This is a genomic window from Nocardia niwae NBRC 108934 = DSM 45340, from assembly GCF_001613465.1.
Classification (GTDB): Bacteria; Actinomycetota; Actinomycetes; order Mycobacteriales; family Mycobacteriaceae; genus Nocardia; species Nocardia niwae.
Genome location: NZ_BDCK01000017.1, coordinates 168,200 through 188,095, shown reverse-complemented (window position 1 = coordinate 188,095; position 19,896 = coordinate 168,200). Strand labels below are relative to the sequence as shown.

The 19,896-nt window shown below is 69.5% G+C and carries 17 protein-coding genes; 7 read left to right on the top strand and 10 right to left on the bottom strand.

Going from position 1 to position 19,896, the window contains the following annotated elements; genetic code table 11:
• Positions 1-173 precede the first annotated feature (173 nt).
• Positions 174-1,058, bottom strand: a complete 885-nt coding sequence (locus tag NNI01S_RS09770; RefSeq protein ID WP_063019708.1) for an AAA family ATPase — start codon at positions 1,056-1,058, stop codon at positions 174-176.
• 31 nt (positions 1,059-1,089) lie between these two features.
• Positions 1,090-2,133 (bottom strand): acyl-CoA thioesterase, encoded by a 1,044-nt coding sequence (locus tag NNI01S_RS09765; RefSeq protein ID WP_063917386.1) that lies wholly within the window; start codon positions 2,131-2,133, stop codon positions 1,090-1,092.
• A 422-nt stretch (positions 2,134-2,555) separates the two neighbouring features.
• Between NNI01S_RS09765 and NNI01S_RS34410 the strand changes: the two genes are divergently transcribed.
• The gene (locus tag NNI01S_RS34410) at positions 2,556-2,822 is read left to right on the top strand and encodes a hypothetical protein (protein WP_157114677.1); all 267 of its coding nucleotides are present in this window, start codon (positions 2,556-2,558) and stop codon (positions 2,820-2,822) included.
• 69 nt (positions 2,823-2,891) lie between these two features.
• Here NNI01S_RS34410 and ilvC read toward each other — a convergent pair whose 3' ends face one another.
• The 3 genes from ilvC to NNI01S_RS09750 form a co-directional block, all read right to left on the bottom strand.
• Positions 2,892-3,893 carry a ketol-acid reductoisomerase gene (ilvC, locus tag NNI01S_RS09760; protein ID WP_174554388.1) on the bottom strand — a complete coding sequence of 334 codons (1,002 nt, stop codon included), beginning with the start codon at positions 3,891-3,893 and terminating at the stop codon, positions 2,892-2,894.
• Positions 3,894-4,121: 228 nt separating this feature from the next.
• Positions 4,122-4,625 carry an acetolactate synthase small subunit gene (ilvN, locus tag NNI01S_RS09755; RefSeq protein WP_039799659.1) on the bottom strand — a complete coding sequence of 168 codons (504 nt, stop codon included), beginning with the start codon at positions 4,623-4,625 and terminating at the stop codon, positions 4,122-4,124.
• On the bottom strand, positions 4,622-6,556 hold the full coding sequence (locus NNI01S_RS09750) for an acetolactate synthase large subunit (RefSeq protein WP_063019707.1): 1,935 nt from the start codon (positions 6,554-6,556) through the stop codon (positions 4,622-4,624). The genes ilvN and NNI01S_RS09750 overlap by 4 nt, the downstream gene beginning before the upstream one ends.
• 426 nt (positions 6,557-6,982) lie before the next feature.
• Here NNI01S_RS09750 and NNI01S_RS09745 point away from each other — a divergent pair, with 426 nt between their 5' ends.
• Positions 6,983-7,477, top strand: a complete 495-nt coding sequence (locus tag NNI01S_RS09745) for a PH domain-containing protein (RefSeq protein WP_245676055.1) — start codon at positions 6,983-6,985, stop codon at positions 7,475-7,477.
• Positions 7,478-7,932: 455 nt separating this feature from the next.
• A complete protein-coding gene (gene ilvD, locus NNI01S_RS09735) occupies positions 7,933-9,774 on the top strand; it encodes a dihydroxy-acid dehydratase (RefSeq protein WP_063019704.1) in 1,842 nt (613 codons plus the stop codon).
• Between the two features lie 138 nt (positions 9,775-9,912).
• Here ilvD and NNI01S_RS09730 read toward each other — a convergent pair whose 3' ends face one another.
• Complete coding sequence (locus NNI01S_RS09730) at positions 9,913-10,791, bottom strand: DoxX family protein (protein ID WP_063019873.1); 879 nt, start codon at positions 10,789-10,791, stop codon at positions 9,913-9,915.
• Between the two features lie 117 nt (positions 10,792-10,908).
• Between NNI01S_RS09730 and NNI01S_RS09725 the strand changes: the two genes are divergently transcribed.
• Complete coding sequence (locus NNI01S_RS09725; RefSeq protein ID WP_063019703.1) at positions 10,909-12,015, top strand: PQQ-dependent sugar dehydrogenase; 1,107 nt, start codon at positions 10,909-10,911, stop codon at positions 12,013-12,015.
• A 191-nt stretch (positions 12,016-12,206) separates the two neighbouring features.
• On the opposite strand, the gene NNI01S_RS09720 is transcribed toward NNI01S_RS09725, so the two are convergent.
• Positions 12,207-13,094, bottom strand: a complete 888-nt coding sequence (locus NNI01S_RS09720) for a LysR family transcriptional regulator (RefSeq protein ID WP_063019702.1) — start codon at positions 13,092-13,094, stop codon at positions 12,207-12,209.
• Between the two features lie 79 nt (positions 13,095-13,173).
• Between NNI01S_RS09720 and NNI01S_RS09715 the strand changes: the two genes are divergently transcribed.
• The 3 genes from NNI01S_RS09715 to NNI01S_RS09705 all read left to right on the top strand — a co-directional run bounded on the left by NNI01S_RS09715 (position 13,174) and on the right by NNI01S_RS09705 (position 15,851).
• Complete coding sequence (locus NNI01S_RS09715; RefSeq protein ID WP_245676054.1) at positions 13,174-14,115, top strand: EamA family transporter; 942 nt, start codon at positions 13,174-13,176, stop codon at positions 14,113-14,115.
• Entirely contained in the window at positions 14,112-14,744 is a 633-nt protein-coding gene (locus tag NNI01S_RS09710) for an NAD(P)-dependent oxidoreductase (protein WP_063019701.1), read from the top strand. The genes NNI01S_RS09715 and NNI01S_RS09710 overlap by 4 nt, the downstream gene beginning before the upstream one ends.
• Before the next feature lie 90 nt (positions 14,745-14,834).
• A complete protein-coding gene (locus NNI01S_RS09705) occupies positions 14,835-15,851 on the top strand; it encodes an SMP-30/gluconolactonase/LRE family protein (protein WP_063917384.1) in 1,017 nt (338 codons plus the stop codon).
• On the opposite strand, the gene gatB is transcribed toward NNI01S_RS09705, so the two are convergent.
• From gatB to NNI01S_RS09690, 3 genes are all read right to left on the bottom strand, one after another.
• Positions 15,781-17,286 (bottom strand): Asp-tRNA(Asn)/Glu-tRNA(Gln) amidotransferase subunit GatB, encoded by a 1,506-nt coding sequence (gene gatB, locus NNI01S_RS09700; protein ID WP_084488691.1) that lies wholly within the window; start codon positions 17,284-17,286, stop codon positions 15,781-15,783. The genes NNI01S_RS09705 and gatB overlap by 71 nt on opposite strands.
• A 63-nt stretch (positions 17,287-17,349) precedes the next feature.
• Positions 17,350-18,726: an alpha/beta hydrolase family protein gene (locus NNI01S_RS09695; protein ID WP_063019699.1), complete on the bottom strand. Its 1,377-nt coding sequence runs from the start codon at positions 18,724-18,726 to the stop codon at positions 17,350-17,352.
• Positions 18,727-18,808: 82 nt separating this feature from the next.
• Positions 18,809-19,843 (bottom strand): ATP-dependent 6-phosphofructokinase, encoded by a 1,035-nt coding sequence (locus tag NNI01S_RS09690; protein WP_063019871.1) that lies wholly within the window; start codon positions 19,841-19,843, stop codon positions 18,809-18,811.
• Positions 19,844-19,896: the final 53 nt, after the last annotated feature.

Sequence of the window (19,896 nt, the reverse complement as noted above, 5' to 3'; positions counted from 1 at the left end):
GCAGGCTCGGATAAGTGCGTTCCTCGCAGGCGCGACCGAGTACGGGCCCAGTGCGTGCGTCCGGCCGGGATGGTGAACAAGCCTGCCGGGTCGCGGGAGCGGCCGGGCCGGGTCCTGGCGGCGGGTTGGGTTGCGAACGGCAGGAGTGGGGCGAGCCGAGCGGGCGCGTCATCTCACCGTCCTCCTTGCTCGGCATCCAGATCGAGCCCGAGCCGCTCGATCGCCAGGCGGTGGTCCGACTGGTACTTCAAGAGCACCCCGAGCGTCGAGCGGACGACGCTTCCACTCAAATTACGCACGCCGAGGGCGACCAATGTCTTGGCCCAGTCGACGGATTCGGCGATCGATGGAGCCTTGCGCAACGAGAGTTGGCGCAGGGCCCCGACCACTTGGACCAACGGCTCCCCCAGCGTCTCGTCCAATTCCGGGACCTTCATCCGCACGATCGCCCGCTCCAGTTCCGCCGTCGGGTAGTCGATGTGCAGATACAGACAGCGCCGCTTCAGCGCCTCGGACAGCTCACGGTTGGCGTTGGAGGTCACGATGACGAACGGCTTGCGGACCGCGGTGACGGTGCCGAGTTCGGGGATACTCACCTGGTAGTCGCCGAGCACCTCGAGCAGCAGTCCTTCCAGCTCCACGTCGGCCTTGTCGAGTTCATCGATGAGCAGCACCGTCGAGCGGGAGTTGCGGATGGCGGCCAGCAGCGGGCGCGCGAGAAGGAACTCCTCGGTGAAGACGTGGTCGCGGGTGCTGTCCCAGCCTTCGTCGTCGGTGGCGGTGATGCGCAGCAGCTGCTTGGCGTGGTTCCACTCGTACAGGGCGCGGGCCTCGTCGATGCCCTCGTAGCACTGCAGGCGCACCAGGTCGGAGGTGGTCGCGGCGGCTACGGCCTTGGCCAGCTCGGTCTTGCCGACGCCCGCGGGGCCCTCGATCAGCAGGGGCTTGCCGAGGTGGCCCGCGAGGAACACGGCTGTGGCGATATCGAGGGACGGGAGGTACCCGGCCTCGCTGAGGCGCCCGGTCACCTCGTCCACCGACGCGAAGAACTTACTCATCGGTAACTAGTCTAGACCGGGCGGCTCGGGCTCAGCTCGGCGCAGGCACGCGGAAATGACTCGGCTCGGCATCCGACGGCACCGCGCTCGCCAGGGTGAACGGCTCGACCACCGACCGCAGTTCGATCAGGTGCCGGGCGTGCGCGTCCAGCGCCAGATCCTCCTCGGACACCGGCTGCCATTGCCGCACGTCGCGCGCCTTTCCCTCGTCGTCCACCGCGACGACCACGGCCAGGCCGTGCGCCGCCAGCGCCGGTTCGTCGGAGTGCGCGTCGGTGGACGTCACGTGGACGCTCACATGCATGCTGCGCGGTCCGGTGTGGATCAGCCGCGCGGTGACCTCCACGACGTGGCCGATCACGATCGGGCGGTAGAAACGGATCCCGCCGAAGTAGGAGGTGATGACCCGCTGTCCGGCCCAGTCCGCGCCGCACACGTACGCCGCCTCGTCGATCCACCGCATCGTCCGGCCGCCGTGCACCTTGCCACCCCAGTTGATGTCCGAAGGCGCTGCCAGGAACCGCAGGGTGGCGCTCGGCGCGGTGCCCGCGGAGGTGTACCGCTGGGCGGCCATCGCCTCCTCGATGTGCTTGCGCACCGAGATCCGGGCGCGGGCCTGCCGGTGCCGCTGCAATTCCAGCAGCGTCGTCGGATTCCATTGCGGCACTTCGACGGTGCGCCGGGCGTCGTCCACCGCGACGAAGATCGTCAGGCACTGCGCCGACTGCACCGGCTTCACCCGGGTGGGGTCGGTGGAATAGACCGTCACCAGGATGTGCATGCTGGTGCGCCCGGTGTGCACCAGGTCGGCGTGCAATTCGACCAGCTCGCCGACCGCGATCGGCCGATCGAGATGGATGTTCCCGACGTAGGCGGTGACGCAGTAGCGGCCGCTCCACTGGGCAGCCGCCGCGTAGGCGACTTTGTCGATCCATTCGAGGAGTTTGCCGCCGTCGACCGAGCCCACGATGCCCGCGTCGGCGGGCTGGACGAGAAAGCGGTGGATCGCCTCGGAGCGCCGACCGGCCGTGGCGGGTTCGTACGCGGTCGGTTCGGTCTCGGTCGAGTTGGTCAAGGTCCACCATCCGTTTCAGCAGAGAATGTTCGGCTACTCGACCCCGTTGTCCGGGAGAACCTTAAATCGCAGGCGTCGGTACGAGCGAGTAACGACGCGCAACCACACCGGACGGCGCGATCGGCGAGTTTCCGCGATCGGTGAGCAACGCCGATGGGGGGTGCCCCTAATGCCGCGGTTCGATTTGGTCCGCAGGGGAGAAAACACCCGTGACGTTTCGCGGCAATTGCGCAAGAGTGAAGTCGTGCAGTCGCTGCCCCGTCGGTAAGCGCGACCGCGAAGCAGTGACCGTAGATCCAGATCTGTCTGCGGGGGTAGGCCGTGGGCGGACCCAACAGGGGATGGCGGGCGGAGACGCTCGCCGCAGAGTGAAAGGATTTACGTTGTTCTCCACAACCAGCGCACGCCGTACCGTGGCCCGCGTGGCCGTCGCCGGTGCCATCGCCGCAATCCCGTTGACGGCGCTGGCGATGCCCGCATCAGCCACCCCGAGCACGCCCGGGGTCACCCAGGCTCGGTACGACCCGTATTACAACGACCGGTGCGACTTCGGCCCATTCCAGAACTGGAGTTGCAACAACAACCCGTTGTTCGGTTGGGGTTACGGCGGACCACCCTATGGCCGCGGCCCTGGCGGTCCTGGCTACGGACAGCAGGGCTTCGGCCCGGGCATGTTCGGCAGTAGTTAGGAATCCGTGCAGACGCCGGTGGCCCGCTCCGGATTCCGGAGCGGGCCACCGCGCGAATCGACCTCTGTATCAGGCGGTCTCGGTGATCGGGCGATCGACCCAGCTCATCAGCCCGCGCAGCTTGGCGCCGGTGACCTCGATCGGGTGCTCGGCGTTCTGCTTGCGCAGCGCCTCGAGCTCCTTGTTGCCGCCCTCGACGTTGGCGACGAGCCGCTTGACGAAGCTGCCGTCCTGGATGTCCTTGAGGATCTCCTGCATGCGCTTCTTGGTGTCGGCGTCGATGACCCGCGGGCCCGACAGGTAGCCACCGAACTCGGCGGTGTCGGACACCGAGTAGTTCATCCGCGCGATGCCGCCCTCGTACATCAGGTCGACGATCAGCTTCAGCTCGTGCAGCACCTCGAAGTAGGCCATCTCCGGCGCGTAACCCGCCTCGACCATGACCTCGAAACCGGTCTTGACCAGCTCTTCGGTGCCACCGCACAGCACGGCCTGCTCACCGAACAGGTCGGTCTCGGTCTCTTCCTTGAAGGTGGTCTTGATGACGCCCGCGCGGGTGCCGCCGATGCCCTTGGCGTAGGACAGCGCCAGCGCCTGCCCCTCGCCCTTCGGGTCCTGGTCGATCGCGATCAGCGCCGGAACGCCCTTGCCGTCGACGAACTGACGACGCACCAGGTGGCCGGGGCCCTTCGGGGCGACCATGCCGATGGTGACGTTGGCCGGGGGCTTGATCAGGCCGAAGTGGATGTTGAGGCCGTGGCCGAAGAACAGCGCGTCGCCGTCCTTCAGGTTCGGCTCGATGTCGTTGGTGAAGATCGACGCCTGCGCGGTGTCGGGCGCGAGCACCATGATGACGTCGGCCCACTCCGAGACCTCCGCCGGCGTGCCGACGGTCAGGCCCGCCTCCTCGGCCTTCGGACGCGACTTCGACCCCTCGGCCAGACCGACGCGGACCTCGACGCCCGAGTCGCGCAGGCTCAGCGAGTGCGCGTGACCCTGGCTGCCGTAGCCGATGACAGCGACCTTGCGGCCCTGGATGATCGACAGGTCGGCATCGTCGTCGTAGAACATCTCGACTGCCACTGTGGTTCCTTCCGGGATCATCCCCGCGCGAGGCGGGGCACACCGTGCTTGCGCCGGTGTTGATTTTCGTTGTTCTGGATCGGATCACCCCCGCAGCAGCGGATGGAGATCATTCCCGCGTCAGCGGGGAGGGCGGCACGCCAACCGTCGATCGCAGAAAGACTAGCGTGTGGCCGCCGCTGGACGGTCGGCCCCATCGGTGTGCCGCCCGCTACCTCATCGAGTGGCGGTGATGGACTTCGGTCCACGCCCGACCGCGACGACGCCGGACTGCACGATCTCCCGGATGCCATACGGTTCGAGCATCCGCAGCAGCGCGTCGAGCTTGGACCGGGTCCCGGTCGCCTCGACGGTGAGCGCGTCCGGCGACACGTCGATCACCTTCGCGCGGAACAGTCCCACGGCCTCGATCACCTGGGTCCGCACACTGGCGTCGGCGCGCACCTTCACCAGGATGAGTTCGCGGGCCACCGAGCTGTCGGAGTCCTGCTCCACGATCTTGATGACGTTCACCAGCTTGTTGAGCTGCTTGGTGACCTGCTCCAGCGGCAGATCCTCGACGGTGACGACGATGGTCATGCGCGAGATCTCGGGGAGCTCGGTGCCACCGACCGCCAGCGACTCGATGTTGAAGCCGCGGCGGGAGAACAGCGCCGCGACCCTTGCCAGCACGCCCGGTTTGTCCTCGACGAGAACGCTGAGGGTATGCGTGGTACTCATCCGTTGTTCACCCTGTTCTGTTCCTGCGACATCGCCGCGTGGATGACCGCCGGCTCGGCCGCCTGCTCGTCCTCGTCGAACAGCGGGCGGATGCCGCGAGCGGCCATGATCTCGTCGTTGCTGGTGCCCGCGGCGACCATCGGCCACACCTGGGCGTCCTTGCCGACGATGAAGTCGATCACCACGGGACGGTCGTTGATGGATTGCGCCTCGCGGATCGCGGCCTCCACGTCCTCCTCGCGCTCCACCCGGATGCCGTGGCAGCCGAGGGCTTCGGCGAGCTTCACGAAGTCGGGGATGCGCAGGGAGTGCGTGCCCAGGTCGGTGTTGGAGTAACGCTCCTGGTAGAACAGCGTCTGCCACTGGCGCACCATGCCGAGGTTGCCGTTGTTGATCAGCGCGACCTTGATCGGGACGCCCTCGACGGCACAGGTGGCCAGTTCCTGGTTGGTCATCTGGAAGCAGCCGTCACCGTCGACCGCCCACACCTCTTTGTCCGGCGCGCCCATCTTGGCGCCCATGGCCGCCGGGACGGCGTAGCCCATGGTGCCCAGACCACCGGAGTTCAGCCAGGTGCGCGGCTTCTCGTATTTGATGAACTGGGCGGCCCACATCTGGTGCTGGCCGACGCCCGCGCAGTAGATCGCGTCGGGTCCGGCCAGGCGGCCGAGCGCCTCGATGACGAACTCCGGCGACAGCGAACCGTCGGCGGGCGGGGTCCAGCCCAGCGGGTAGGCGTCGCGCACGCCGTCGAGGTAGGTCCACCAGTCGGTCAGCGGCAGCGGCAACGAATTGCCCGCGGCCGGATCGGCCTTCAGCGTCTCGATGAGCTCGACGATCACCTCGCGGCAGTCGCCCACGATCGGGACGTCGGCGTGCCGGTTCTTGCCGATCTCGGCCGGGTCGATGTCGGCGTGGATGACCTTGGCGCCGGGCGCGAAGGAGTCCAGCTGACCGGTGACGCGGTCGTCGAACCGCGCGCCGAGGGTGATCAGCAGGTCCGAGCGCTGCAGCGCGGCCACGGCGCCCACGGTGCCGTGCATGCCGGGCATGCCCATGTTGAGGCGGTGGCTGTCGGGGAACGCCCCGCGCGCCATCAGCGTGGTGACCACGGGGATGCCGGTCAGCTCGGCCAGTTGCAGCAGCTCGGCCGAGGCGTCGGCCTTGATCACGCCGCCGCCGACGTAGAGCACGGGGGCCTTGGCCTCCATGATCATCCGCGCGGCCTCGCGCACCTGCTTGCCGTGCGGCTTGGTGACCGGGCGGTAGCCGGGCAGCCGCATCTCCGGCGGCCAGCTGAAGGTGGTCTGCGCCTGCAGCACGTCCTTGGGGATGTCGACGAGCACCGCGCCGGGGCGACCGGACGCGGCGAGATAGAACGCCTCCGCGATGATGCGCGGGATGTCGATGCCCTCGGTGATCAGGAAGTTGTGCTTGGTGATCGGCATGGTGATGCCGGAGATGTCGGCTTCCTGGAACGCGTCGGTGCCGATCAGGCTGCGGCCGACCTGGCCGGTGATGGCCACGATCGGGACCGAGTCCATCTGCGCGTCGGCGATCGGGGTGACCAGGTTGGTCGCGCCGGGGCCGGATGTGGCCATACACACACCGACCTTGCCGGTCGCCTGCGCGTACCCGGTGGCCGCGTGACCCGCGCCCTGCTCGTGCCGGACGAGGACGTGGCGCACCTTGGTGGAATCGAAGAGCGGGTCGTAGACGGGAAGGATCGCGCCGCCCGGAATGCCGAATACGGTGTCGACGCCGAGCTCCTCGAGCGACCGGATGACCGACTGCGCGCCGGTGACCCGCTCGGGCGGGACCGGACGGCGGTTGGCCGCGGAAGTCGCGTTGGCAGCGGGCGTTGCCTGCTGGTTCGCCGAAGGCGCTGGCCTTCGGGCCGAAGGCCCGGGCCGTGCGGTAGGTGCGCTCACCGTCTTCGTTCCTTACTGGTTGTGGTTCTGACCCCGGATGTTGTGCCAGCGGTGTCTTGCGCTTCGCCATGTCGGACAGTAGTCCGAACATAAAAAAGCCCCCGACAGCGCAGGGCTGATCGAGGGTGGCGCGTCGCAACGCGAGCTGACGTATTCGACTCAGTGTGTCAGGCTCAACGCTGGACGCGCCGGCCGATTACGAGCAACTCGTTTCGATTCACGCGCACGACGTTAAGCGGGTGTGAACCGAAGAGTCAAACAGATGACCCCGTGTGTCCCATTATGTGGGACAGTGCGGTTGCTTGTGTCCGTTCATCAGGATGCGAGGATGGTGGTGTGTCATCACCGCATCAGTCCGTGCCACCGTCTGAATCGTCCCACACGCCCGCGACGACAACGGATACGGGTAGCGCCTCCGAGGCCCGTGTGATCCGCGTCCCACGGCTGGCTTTCCTGGGTGTGTTCATCCTGCTGATGTGCGTGTTCTTCCCGTTCGTCGGCTGGCCCGCCGGACTGTGGTGGCTGCTGCTCGTCCCGGTCGTGGTGCTGGCCTGGGTGCTGCGGACGCAGACCGGCGTCACGGACACGGGACTGGACCTGCGGACGCTGTTCGGTTCGCGCCACCTCGACTGGACGCAGGTGAAGGGCGTGCGGATCCCCAAGCGCGGATACGTGCGCGCCGACCTGACCGACGGCACCGAGGTGAAGTTGCCCGCGGTGAGCTACGACCGCCTGCGCGACCTGGCGGCGTTCTCCGGCGGACGGATCCCGGACCCGTTCGCGGAACCCGGGGAGCCCGCGACCGAACAGTCCCCCGCGGAGACGGGCGGGGGCGACACGAGCCCGAGCGGCGACGGGGGTCCGCCGACCAACGGGGTCGCGAAGTCCGGCGAGGACGCCACCGGCGAGGACAGTCGCTAGTCGGCGGGCGCGTACGGACCCGAAGCTCGGCCGTCCTGGCCCCCGGTCCGGGCCGCCGCCGTGCGGGCCGCTACCGCGCCGACGAACCGGTCGCGGAAACCGCCGTTCGCTCGGCTCCGTCGACGCCTCGGTGCGAGATCGAGCGCGGCGGTCCGGCACGCGCCGAGGCGGAACATTCGCCACGGTTAGGTTGTTGCGGCCGAGTGGTGGGATGATTTCTCCGGAGCAGCGATCCTCCTTCTCGTCCCCACCCTCGACGGTCCGGCACCTCCGGCGACCCGTCGTCGCCCGCGACACCACGCATCGGCGACACATCGAACCCGGCTGACCGCCGAGGCCGCCGCGCCCGGCCACACCGCCGCCCGGTGGGCGCGCCCACCGGGAGTAACGTGGTGGACCGCCGAGCAGGCTCTGCGCCGTCGCACGTCAGCCCCCGCGACCCGAGGACCATCGAAATGCCACCGCTTCGTTCACGAACCACGACCATCGGCCGCAATGCCGCAGGCGCACGCGCACTCTGGCGCGCCACCGGTATGACCGACACCGACTTCGGCAAGCCGATCGTCGCCATCGCGAACTCCTACACCCAGTTCGTCCCCGGCCACGTGCATTTGAAGAACGTCGGCGACATCGTGGCCGACGCGGTGCGCGCCGCCGGTGGCGTGCCGCGCGAATTCCACACCATCGCCGTCGACGACGGCATCGCCATGGGACACGGCGGCATGCTCTACTCCCTGCCCTCGCGCGAGATCATCGCCGACTCGGTCGAGTACATGGTGAACGCGCACACCGCCGACGCGCTGGTCTGCATCTCCAACTGCGACAAGATCACCCCGGGCATGCTGAATGCCGCCATGCGGCTGAACATTCCGGCGGTCTTCGTCTCGGGCGGGCCGATGGAGGCGGGCAAGGCCGTCGTCGTCGGCGGCGTCGCGCAGGCGCCGACCGACCTCATCACCGCGATCTCCGCGAGCGCGAATCAGGCGGTGTCGGAGGAGGGGTTGTCCGAGGTCGAACGGTCGGCGTGCCCGACGTGTGGTTCCTGCTCGGGCATGTTCACCGCGAACTCGATGAACTGCCTCACCGAGGCGCTCGGACTCGCGTTGCCCGGCAACGGCTCCACCCTCGCCACGCACGCCGCGCGCCGGGCGCTGTTCGAGCGCGCGGGCACCGTCGTGGTGGACATCGCCAACCGCTGGTACCGCGAGGACGACGCGTCCGTGCTGCCGCGCAACGTCGCCGATGCCAAGGCCTTCCGCAACGCGATGGCGCTGGACGTCGCGATGGGCGGCTCGACCAACACCGTGCTGCACACACTGGCCGCCGCGCAGGAGGGCGAGATCGACTTCGATCTGCACACCATCGAGGAGATCAGCCGCCGGGTGCCCACCTTGTCGAAGGTGTCGCCGAACTCCGACTACCACATGGAGGACGTGCACCGCGCCGGCGGCATCCCCGCCATCCTGGGCGAGCTGCGCCGCGCCGGGCTGCTGGAGACCGACGTCACCACCGTGCACACCGCGTCCTTCGACGAGTGGCTCGACACCTGGGACATCCGTTCCGGCAAGGCTTCGCAGGAAGCGATCGAACTCTTCCACGCCGCCCCGGGCGGGGTGCGCACCACCGAGCCGTTCTCCACCGACAACCGCTGGTCGTCGCTGGACACCGACGCCGCGGGCGGCTGCATCCGCGACCTCGAGCACGCCTACACCAGGGAAGGCGGCCTGGTCGTGCTGCGCGGCAACATCGCGCCGGACGGCGCGGTGCTCAAGACCGCGGGCATCGACGAGGCGCTGTTCTCCTTCCAGGGCCCCGCGGTGGTGGTGGAGTCGCAAGAGGAGGCCGTGTCGGTCATCCTCGGCAAGAAGATCAAGCCCGGCGACGTGATCGTGGTCCGCTACGAAGGTCCCGCTGGCGGCCCTGGCATGCAGGAGATGCTGCACCCGACCGCCTTCCTGAAGGGCTCGGGTCTCGGCAAAGAGTGCGCGCTGATCACCGACGGCCGGTTCTCCGGCGGCACCTCCGGTCTGTCGATCGGGCACATCTCGCCCGAGGCGGCCAGCGGCGGTGTCATCGGGTTGGTCGAGAACGGCGACCAGATCCGCATCGACGTGGCCACCCGCACGCTAGAGGTCCTGGTCGACGACGCCGTCCTCGCCGAGCGCCGCGCGAAGATGGAGGCCTCGGAGCGACCCTGGCAGCCGGTCAACCGCGACCGTCCGGTGACGACCGCGCTGCGCGCCTACGCCGCCATGGCCACCTCGGCCGACAAGGGCGCCGTCCGCCACGTGCCGTAGCTCGGGGCTCCGGGTCTCGAGGCCGCGCGAGTGCGGTGCCGAGGGATCTGGTCTCAGTCCTGAATGACGCTCGAGTCCTGAACGGCCAAGGCCCCTTCATCCTGTTGCGGGATGAAGGGGCCTTCGGCTCGTCCGCATTCAGTCGAAGGGGCCGATGCCGGTGAGCGGGTTGCCGCCGTGCAGGTACCAGTAGGCGCCCACCGCGGCCGCCACCGCGAGGAGAAGGACCACGAACGAGCCCGCGGCCGGACGGGTGGCCCACCCGCGATTGCGGTCGAAGGACAAGCGACCCGGACCGGTCAGGATGATGGCGGCGGCCACGCCAACGAGGACGCTCTCGAATTCCACCGCTCCCGGCCCTGCCTTGTACTGGAACCCGGGGGCCATGCCCTGCTTCCACGCCCAAGCGTCCAGGATCACCGCGAGCACCGCGCCCGCCGCCAGCGGGGTGGCCAGGCCCAGGATCAGCAGCGCGCCGCCGCCGACCTCGCCCGCGGTGACCAGCATGGCCGACACGGACGGGTGATCCCAGCCGCCGCGCTCCATCATGTCGCGGGTGCCGTCGAGCCCGGGACCGTGGAACCAGCCGGTGAGCTTCTGCAGGCCGTGGTAGAGGAAGGTGGCGCCGACCACCAGGCGCAGCAGCAGCAACCCGAGATCGAGGGTGCCGCGGCGGTAGTCGCCGTTGCGGCGGCGCAGGCGCGCGGTGTCGCCCGGCGGGACCGGCGCGGGCGGGATGCTGGCGTAGTCGTAGGTGGGCGCGGCCTTGTCCCCGGCGGCTTTGCCGTGGGCGGCGGTCGGAACATCCGGATCGAGCCCGAGTTCGTCGTCGGTGCGCGGAACGTCCTTGGACAGCTGCGGCCCCTGGGCCGGATCCACCCGCTGGAATTGCTCGGTCGGCGAGTCGTACGGGCTGGTCACGCCCCGACCGGTGGTCGACACCGCCGACTGCTCGGCCGTGGACGGAGCGGGGTTCCCGGCCTTGGGTTCGGGCGTGTCTTTCGGCTTGTCGGTCACGGCCACCACCCTATGCCGCGCCCGGCCACGGCGGGCAAGTCCTGCGCGGCGTGTTCGGAGCGCGCAACACCCACCCGGAGGGGGCGCGGGCGACGTTATTTCCGTAACGTCTGGACTATGAGTTTGGTTGTCGTGGGCCGCGTCGCGGCGAGCTTGGCGCTCGGCTCCGTCCTGCTGGCCGGGTGCGCCCGGTTCGACGATTCGGCGTCCAGCCCGTTCACCCCGGAACCGACCCTGCGCGGAGCCAACATCGACCCCAAGAAACCGAGTCAGTCACCCACCTCGACCACCCGGCCGAGCGGCCCGTGCATCGATCCCGATCCGGCGGTCGTGGCCACCTGCCTGGACACCACTGGCGGCCTGGTCACGCTCGCCGACGGCGCGCTCGTCGCAGAGCGCAGGACCGGGCGCATCCTGAAGGTCGCCCCGGATCAGCCGCCCGCCGAGATCGCCCGGCTGGACGTAGACGGATCCGGCGACGGCGGACTCAGCGACATCGCGCTGTCGCCGACCTACCGCGAAGACGGACTGATGTACGCCTACATCACCACCGGCAGCGACAACCGGGTGGTCCGCATCGCCGAAGGCGGCTCCCCCAAGGACGTCCTCACCGGGATCCCCAAGGGCGCGACCGGGAATCACGGCGCGATCGACTTCGCCTCACCCGACCAGATGCTGGTGCTGACCGGTGACGCGGGCAACCCCGGCGCCGCGGCCTCGGCGGGCTCGCTCGCGGGCAAACTGCTGCGGGTGAATTCGCCGGTGCCCGGCCGCACGCCCACGCCGGAAATCGCGGTCTCCGGCATCGGCACCGCTGGGGACGTGTGCCGGGACGGCAAGGACAGCATCTGGATCACCGACCGCACCCCCGCCGAGGACCGGTTGCAGCGGCTCGGCGGCGACGGCGTGGTCACCACCACGTGGACATGGCCGGACCGGCCCGGCGTCGCCGGGTGCGCCGCCGCGGCCGACGGCGTCGCGATCTCGCTGACCCGCGCGAAGGCCGTCGCCATCGCCGCCGCCGACCCGACCACCCACGCGGTCACCGCGGCCCCGTCCCTGGTGGCGCAGGACAGGTACGGACAGCTCGGCGGCGCGGCGGTCGGCCCGGACGGCACCATCTGGGTGACCACGGTGAACAAGACCGACGGTCAGCCGGGGCCGTTCGACGACCGCGTCGTCCGCATCCCGCCCCCGCAGGCAGGCGGCGGCGGCCCGGACTGAGTTCTCGGCCCGAGTGTTCGGCCGCGCGGACGCAGCGTCTTGGCGGCCCTTCATGGTTCGCGTCCGCGCGGGCAGTGACAGCACGATCCAAGTCGCCAGGTAGCCGATGTCGCGTGGTGACGCCGCTGCGGAGCCGGTAGCCGCTGAGGCTGCGTATCGAGCTTTGCTCGGCCGAGATGTGCACGGGCTGGTCAGGAGTCGTCCCCATCTCGGACCGGGATGCCGAGAACGGCGAGGAAGGCGGTGGCCGCGGGTGGGCGGCTGCGGCTCCAGATCACGTATTCGACGCGCGCCGGGGCGTCGGCGACCTCGATGGTGACGACGCCCTCGAGTTGCGGCGTGTAGGCGGAGGGCAGCATGGCCACGGCGAGGCCGGGACGGACGAGCCGGGCGATGTAGTCCGCGCTGGTCACTTCGAAGGCGACATCGCGGTCGAGGCCGGCGGCCGCGAAGGCATGGTCGGATTGGAGGCGTCCGGCGGTTCCGGCCGGAAGATCCACGAAGATCTCCGAGGACAGCCTGCGCAGGTCGACCGTCGGCGCACCGGCGAGCGGGTGGTCGCGCGCGACCACGGCGACGAGCCGGTCGCGGGCGAGTTCGTGAGCGGCGACGCCGCGTGGTCGCGCGGTGACCGGCAGGCCGAGAAAGGCCACATCGATGGCTCCTTGCACGACTCGCTCGACGAGTTCCTCGCTCGCGCCGACCCGCAGACTGATGCGTACGTGCGGATGACGCCCGCGGAAATCCCGTAGCGCCTCCGGAATGTCCACCGCGGCGACGGTGGGGATCAGGCCGACGGCGAGCCGTCCGCGTACCTCTCCCACTGCCGCGGCGACCTCGGCGGCCGCTCGCTCGGCGGCGTCCAGGCATTGGCGGGCAGCCGGGAGGAACGCCGCGCCGGCCGGTGTCAGCCGCACCCGGCGGCTGGTGCGCTCGAACAGTCTCGCGCCCAGTTCCCGTTCCAGGCGCGCGATCTGGTGGCTGAGGGCTGATTGCACGACCAGGCATCGTTCGGCGGCCCGGGTGAAACTGTTCGTCTCGGCGACCGCGACGACGTAGCGCATCTGCTGGAGCTCCATGGATCAATCGTGTATCGAGATCGATGAAGTGACAAACATGTGTTGGACTCATAGATACTCGCCGGGTGAGACTGCGAAGGTGAAAAGTTCAGCAGCACAGACAATTTCCGGCAGCGATGCGCCGCTCGGAAATCTGTCTCGCACCGTCCTGACGGCGCTCGCTCCGGCGTCGTGGGGCACGACGTATGTCGTCACCACCGAGCTTCTCCCACCGGGACACCCGCTGTTCGCAGGACTTCTGCGCGCGTTACCCGCGGGGGTGATCGCGTTGGCCGTCACGCGAACGCTGCCGCGCGGAGCATGGTGGGGAAAAGCCGCGGTGCTGGGCGTGCTCAACATCGGGTTGCTCTTCCCGCTGTTGTTCCTGGCCGCCGAACGTCTGCCGGGCGGAGTGGCCGCGACCTTGGCGGCTGCCCAGCCGCTCCTCGTGGCCGTGCTGGCCGTGGCGATCCTGCAGGAGAGTCCTTCCGCTTGGCGTCTGGTGTGGGGCGCTATAGGTGTGCTGGGTGTCGGGTTGGTGGTGATCGGGCCGGAGGCATCCCTCGATATCGCCGGAGTGGTGGCGGGCATCGCCGCCGCTGCTTCCATGGCGCTGGGCCTGACGTTGACGAAGAAGTGGGGACGACCGGCCGAGGTCGGCCCCACCGCTTTCGCCGGGTGGCAACTCACCGCGGGCGGCCTGTTCCTGCTACCCCTCACGGCCCTCATCGAAGGCCCGCCTCCGGCGATCGACGCGCCCGCGGCCCTCGGCTACCTGTGGCTGGGGCTGGTCGGCGGTCTGCTCGCGTATGTCGTCTGGTTCCGCGGCATCGGCACCTTGCCCGTCGCCTCGGTCGCGGTGCTCGTGCTGCTCTCGCCACTGGTCGCCGCTGTTCTCGGCGCCGTCCTGCTGGGCCAGACGCTCGGCCCGATACAGCTCGTCGGCTTCGCGCTCGCCCTCGCCGCCATCGTCGCGGGACAGCTTCCGGCCCCCACCCGCTCCTCCACCGTCGTTTCCACACCCGAAGGGATACTGAAATGAAGATCGCCGTCGTCGGAGCCAACGGCATGGTCGGCTCATGCGTCGTCGACGAAGCCGCGACCCGAGGCCATGAGATCGTCGCCGTGTTCCGGAGACGGCCGCCGACCTTCGTGCCGCCCGGGATCCGCGCCGTCGAGGGTGACGCGAACGACGCCGACCGGATGAGCGGACTGTTCGACGGCGTCGACGCGGTCGTGGCGGCAACCCGTCCGGCCCCTGGGCGGGAAGACACGGTCACGGCGACAACGACAGCCCTGCTGGACGCGGCCCGCACCACTCGGACACGCATCCTCGTCGTCGGCGGCGCCGCCCCTCTCCGGGTGCCGGGCCACGCCGATCGGCTGGTCCTCGACAGTCCGGAATACGTACCGGAAGCGATTCGCCCCGTCGCCGCCGCCAGCGTCGCGCAGTGGGAGACCTGCCGAGCGCATCCGGCCGACTGGGTCTATCTCAGCCCGCCCGCCCTGCTCGAACCCGGGCAGCGCACCGGAAAGTATCGGCGCGGCACCACCACACTGATCACCGATGCCGACGGCTCGTCCCGGATCTCGGCCGAGGATCTCGCCGTAGCGGTCCTCGACGAGCTCGAAAGCCCGGGCGGGAACAAGCATTTCACCGTCGGTTACTGATCCCGGGCCGATCGGCACCGCCGCGCGTCATTCGACCGCGTCGACCGGGATCAGACGCTCCGCCACCAACCGGACCAAGGAAACGATGAAATGCGGCGAATCCTCGTGCTGCCGGTCGCGCTCGCCTTTCTCGGCGCCACAGCGCTGATATCCGCGGACCGGACGGCAGCCCACCGTCCGGCCCGCACCGCAACCATCGACCTGCCCGCCGGGTTCCAGCCGGAAGGCATCGCGATCGGAACTCGACCGGTGGCCTACTTCGGCTCGCGGGCCGACGGCTCCGTCTACCGTGCCGACCTGGTGACCGGACGAGGCGAAATCCTGAGCCCAGGGCCGGGTACGCCGGCGCTCGGCCTGCAAGTCGACCACCGCGGCCGGCTGTTCGTCGCCGGCGGCACCGGAGGCGACGCCCGGGTCGTGGACGCCGACACGGGCGCGGTACTGGCGAGCTACCGGCTCGGTACGCCCCCGGACACGTTCGTCAACGACGTGGTGCTCACCCCAGCGGGTGCGTGGTTCACCGATTCGCGGGCGCCGGTGCTGTACCAACTGCCCATCGGCGGCGACGACGCTCTGCCGCCCCCTGCGGCGGTGGTGCGACGCCCGCTGACCGGTGATATCCGGTACGAACCCGGAGCGATCAACGCCAATGGAATCGTGCGCACGCCCGATGGCACCGGGTTGCTCGTCATACAGTCGGTGACCGGCCAGCTGTTCCGCGTCGATCCGGCGACAGGCGCGACGCGACAGGTCGACCTGGGCGCGGAGACACTGCCCGGCGGCGACGGGCTGCTCTTGCGCGGGAGCACACTGTTCGTCGTCCAGAACCGGTCCAACGCGATCGCCGTGGTCGCGCTCGATCCCGGCGGCACGACGGGCACCGTCGAACGGCGCGTCACCGACCCGCGCTTCGACGTGCCGACAACCGTAGCGGCGTTCGGGGAGCGCCTGTACCTGCCGAACGCCCGCTACACCACGCCGCCGACCGCGGCCACGCCCTACAGCGCGGTCGCGGTCGACCGCCCCCGGCGACGACTCAGCCGCAAGCGGCGAGGACGAGTTCCCGGACGCGGGCCGCGTCGGCTTGGCCGCGGGTCGCCTTCATGACGTCACCGACGATCTTGCCCGCCGCCTGGACCTTGCCGGAGCGGATCTTGTCGGCGATGTCGGGGTTGGCGGCCAGCGCTTTCTCCACCTCCGCCTGCAACGCGCTGTCGTCGCTGACCATGCCGAGGCCCTTGGCCTCGACGATCTGCGCCGGGTCGCCCTCGCCGTCCAGCACGTGGTCGACGACCTGCTTGGCCACCTTGTTGTTGATCGTCTTCGCGTCGACCAGCTTGATCACCTCGGCGACCTGAGCCGGGGTGATCGGCAGCTCGTCCAGCGCGACTTCGCGCTCCTTGGCCTTCTCGGTGAGGTAGGCGACCCACCAGGAGCGCGCCTCGTTGGCCGGCGCGCCCGCGTCGACGGTGGCGATGATCAGGTCCAGCGCACCCGCGTTCACCAGGTCGCGCATCACCTCGTCGGACAGGCCCCAGTCGGACTGGATGCGCGCGCGGCGCAGCCAGGGGTACTCGGGGATGGTGTCGCGCAACTGCTCCACCCAGTCCGCGTCGGGCGCGACGGGCTCGAGGTCCGGCTCGGGGAAGTAGCGGTAGTCCTCGGCGGTCTCCTTGCGGCGGCCGGGCGAGGTGGTGCCATCGGTCTCGTGGAAGTGCCTGGTCTCCTGCACGATCGTGCCGCCGCCCGCGAGTACCGCGGCCTGCCTGCGCATCTCGAAGCGCACCGCGACCTCGACGCTGCGCAGCGAGTTGACGTTCTTCGTCTCCGTGCGGGTGCCGAATTCCGTTGCCCCGATGGGCATCAGCGAGACGTTCGCGTCGCAGCGCAGCGAACCCTGCTCCATCTTCACGTCCGAGACCCCGAGCGACTTCAGCAGATCCCGCAGCGCCGTCACGTAGGCCCGCGCCACCTCCGGCGCCCGCTCCCCCGCGCCGGTGATCGGCTTGGTGACGATCTCGATCAGCGGCACACCCGCCCGGTTGTAGTCCAGCAGCGAGTGGCTGGCGCCGTGGATGCGGCCGGTGGCGCCGCCGACGTGCACCGACTTGCCGGTGTCCTCCTCCATGTGCGCGCGCTCGATGTCGACGCGGAAGGTGCTGCCGTCGTCGAGCACCACGTCCAGGTGCCCGTTCGTGGCGATCGGCTCGTCGTACTGGCTGATCTGGTAGTTCTTCGGCTGATCGGGGTAGAAGTAGTTCTTGCGCGCGAACCGGCCCCACGGGGTGATCGAGCAGTTCAGCGCCAGACCGATCCGGATCGCGGACTCGACGGCCTTCTGGTTGACCACCGGCAGCGAACCGGGCAGACCGAGGCACACCGGGCAGACCTGGGTGTTCGGCTCGGCGCCGAACTCGGTCGGGCAACCGCAGAACATCTTGGTCGCGGTGTTCAGCTCGACGTGGACCTCCATGCCGAGCACCGGCTCGAACCGAGCGATGACATCCGAGTAATCCATCAGGTCGACCGTGGGTGCGCTCATGGCCATCAGTTTAGGTAAACGCTCCCGTCGCAGCGCAGCGGCTCTCGTGTCGCGCGGCGCGGGCTACTTCGCCGGGACCCGCTGCCGCAGCCACCCGGTGACGTAGCCGAGGACCTCGGGCGCGATGGTCGTCTCGATGGTGCTGTACTCGCTGGGACGGCCCGTCGCGGTGGGTTGCATCAGGTGGTTGAGGCCCGGGAAGACGTGGACGGTCGCGTCGGGGTCGGCGGCGAGGTGGTCGCGCATCGGCTGCTCGCTCTGCGCCGGGGGCACCTGGAGATCCTTGCCGCCGAAGAAGGCGAGCACCGGGACGCGCAGGGCCGAGAGCGCGGGCGCCGGATCGTAGGCGACCAGGGCCGCCAGATACGGCGTGATCTGCGCGGCCGCCTGATCGTCCGGCACACGCTGGTCGGCGGGCCGGGACTGGTTCTGCCGGACGGCCACCTCCTTCGCCCCTTGCAGGTCGCCTGCCTGCAACAGGGCGGCCAATTCGGTGGTGTCGCGTACCTGAGCCTCGATCTGGTCGGGGGGTGTGCCGTTGGCGGCGGCCAGCAGGCGGGTCTGCTCGATGAGCACGTCCGAGCCGGGCACGCCGGGTCCGGCCATCAGGACGGCGAACGCGACGCCGCTGTCCGGGCGCGCGGCGACCAGCGGGGCGAGGTAGCCGCCCTCGCTGTGACCGAAGAGCCCGACCCGGGCCGGGTCGATGCCGGCGCGGGCGCGCAGGAAGCGGACGCCTGCGGCGGCGTCCTCGGTCAGGTCGGTGTAGTTCGCGTCGTCCAATTTGCCGCCGGTGCCGCCCACGCCGCGATCATCGGTGCGCAGCACGGCGTACCCCGCGCGGGTGAAGGTGTCGGCGAGCAGCAGGAACGGCTTGTGGCCCATGAGTTCCTCGTTACGGTCCTGCGGGCCGCTTCCGGTGATCATGAGGATGGCGGGGAACGGGCCCGCGCCCTGTGGCTCGGACAGTGTGCCCGCGATGGTGACGTCGCCGTTGCGATAGGTGACGTCCTCGGTCTTGTACGGGAACGGCGGCTTCGGTTCCTGCGGACGCGCGGGCGGTTCGACCTTGCCTCGGCTCAGCGTCAACCGAAAGCTCTGGCCCGCCTGAGTGAAATCGCCGGTGATCCGGTCGTTTCCGGACTCGTATTCGCCGCGGAACACCGGGTCGCCCGGGATATCGGGGATCGCGAACGACACGCCGTTGCGGTCGGAGCGGACGTCCTTCAGCTGCGTGCCGGTCACCCCTTGGGACGGGATGTCGATGGTGGCCGTGCCGTCGTCCCGGAACGTCACGCCCACTTGCACGGGCTGATCGGGGACCTCGATGGCGCCGTGCCAATCACCGATGGTCGGATCCGGCGGATTCGACTCCGAACATCCGGCAACCAACGCCGCGATCACGAACAGAGCCAACGCGATCAGTCGCCCACTGCGCATGCGACTCAGGGTACCGACCGCGCGAACAGGCCCCCCGCAATTCGCCGCGCGCGTACCGCACCGCAGCGGCGATTTCCGCCGTCTACCCGAAGAACGCCTCGACCTCGCGGTAGCGTTCCGTGGGCACCCGCTTGAGCTGTTTGGTGGCCTCCGACAGCGGGACCAGATCGATGGCGGTGCCGTGCAGGGCGACCATCTGGCCGAACTTGCCCGCGTGCACCGCCTCGGCGGCGTGCAGGCCGAAACGGGTGGCCAGCACCCGGTCATAGGGGGTGGGGCTGCCGCCGCGCTGCACGTGACCGAGCACGGTGGTGCGGACCTCCTTGCCGATGCGCCGCTCGATCTCCACGCCGAGCTGTTGGGCGACGCCGGTGAAGCGCTCGTGGCCGAACTCGTCGATCCCGCCCTCGCGCAAGGTGAACCCCGAGTCCGGCGACGGGTGCGAGCCCTCGGCGACCACGCAGATGAAGTGCTTGTCACCGCGCTGGAATCGCCGCTTGATCATGGCGCAGACCTCGTCCACCTCGAACGGGACCTCCGGCACCAGGGTCAGGTGCGCGCCCGCCGCCATACCCGCGCTGATCGCGATCCAGCCCGCGTGGCGGCCCATCACCTCGATGAGCATGACGCGCTGGTGCGACTCGGCGGTGGTGTGCAGCCGGTCGATCGCCTCCGTGGCGATGCTCAGCGCCGTGTCGTGGCCGAAAGTGACGTCGGTGCAATCGATGTCGTTGTCGATGGTCTTCGGGACGCCGACCACCGGCACGCCCTCGTCGGACAGCCAGCTCGCGGCGGTGAGAGTGCCCTCGCCGCCGATCGGGATCAGCGCTTCGATGCCGTTGTCGTCCAGGGTCTGCTTGATCCGGCCCAAGCCCGCGCGCAGCACGTCGGGATTGGTGCGAGCGGTGCCGAGGATGGTGCCGCCCTTGGTGAGGATCCGGTCGGTGCGGTCGTCGTTGCGGATCTGGATCTTCCGGTCCTCCAATAGGCCGCGCCAGCCGTCCTCGAAGCCGACGATCGCGTCTCCGTAACGACCGTTCGCGGTACGAACGATGGCGCGGATGACCGCGTTCAGTCCTGGGCAGTCTCCGCCTCCGGTCAGAACTCCGATGCGCATGGCCGCTATCTTGCCCTTCATGTCCGATCTCGGCAGCCCCGCCCCCGTGAACG

Coding starts and splice junctions, on each gene's coding strand:
- NNI01S_RS09770 (WP_063019708.1), bottom strand. CDS start 1,058: ATGAGTAAGTTCTTCGCGTCGGTGGACGAGGTGACCGGGCGCCTCAGC.
- ilvC (WP_174554388.1), bottom strand. CDS start 3,893: ATGTTCTACGACGACGATGCCGACCTGTCGATCATCCAGGGCCGCAAG.
- ilvN (WP_039799659.1), bottom strand. CDS start 4,625: ATGAGTACCACGCATACCCTCAGCGTTCTCGTCGAGGACAAACCGGGC.
- ilvD (WP_063019704.1), top strand. CDS start 7,933: ATGCCACCGCTTCGTTCACGAACCACGACCATCGGCCGCAATGCCGCA.
- NNI01S_RS09725 (WP_063019703.1), top strand. CDS start 10,909: ATGAGTTTGGTTGTCGTGGGCCGCGTCGCGGCGAGCTTGGCGCTCGGC.
- NNI01S_RS09720 (WP_063019702.1), bottom strand. CDS start 13,094: ATGGAGCTCCAGCAGATGCGCTACGTCGTCGCGGTCGCCGAGACGAAC.
- NNI01S_RS09710 (WP_063019701.1), top strand. CDS start 14,112: ATGAAGATCGCCGTCGTCGGAGCCAACGGCATGGTCGGCTCATGCGTC.
- NNI01S_RS09705 (WP_063917384.1), top strand. CDS start 14,835: ATGCGGCGAATCCTCGTGCTGCCGGTCGCGCTCGCCTTTCTCGGCGCC.
- gatB (WP_084488691.1), bottom strand. CDS start 17,286: ATGAGCGCACCCACGGTCGACCTGATGGATTACTCGGATGTCATCGCT.
- NNI01S_RS09695 (WP_063019699.1), bottom strand. CDS start 18,726: ATGCGCAGTGGGCGACTGATCGCGTTGGCTCTGTTCGTGATCGCGGCG.
- NNI01S_RS09690 (WP_063019871.1), bottom strand. CDS start 19,843: ATGCGCATCGGAGTTCTGACCGGAGGCGGAGACTGCCCAGGACTGAAC.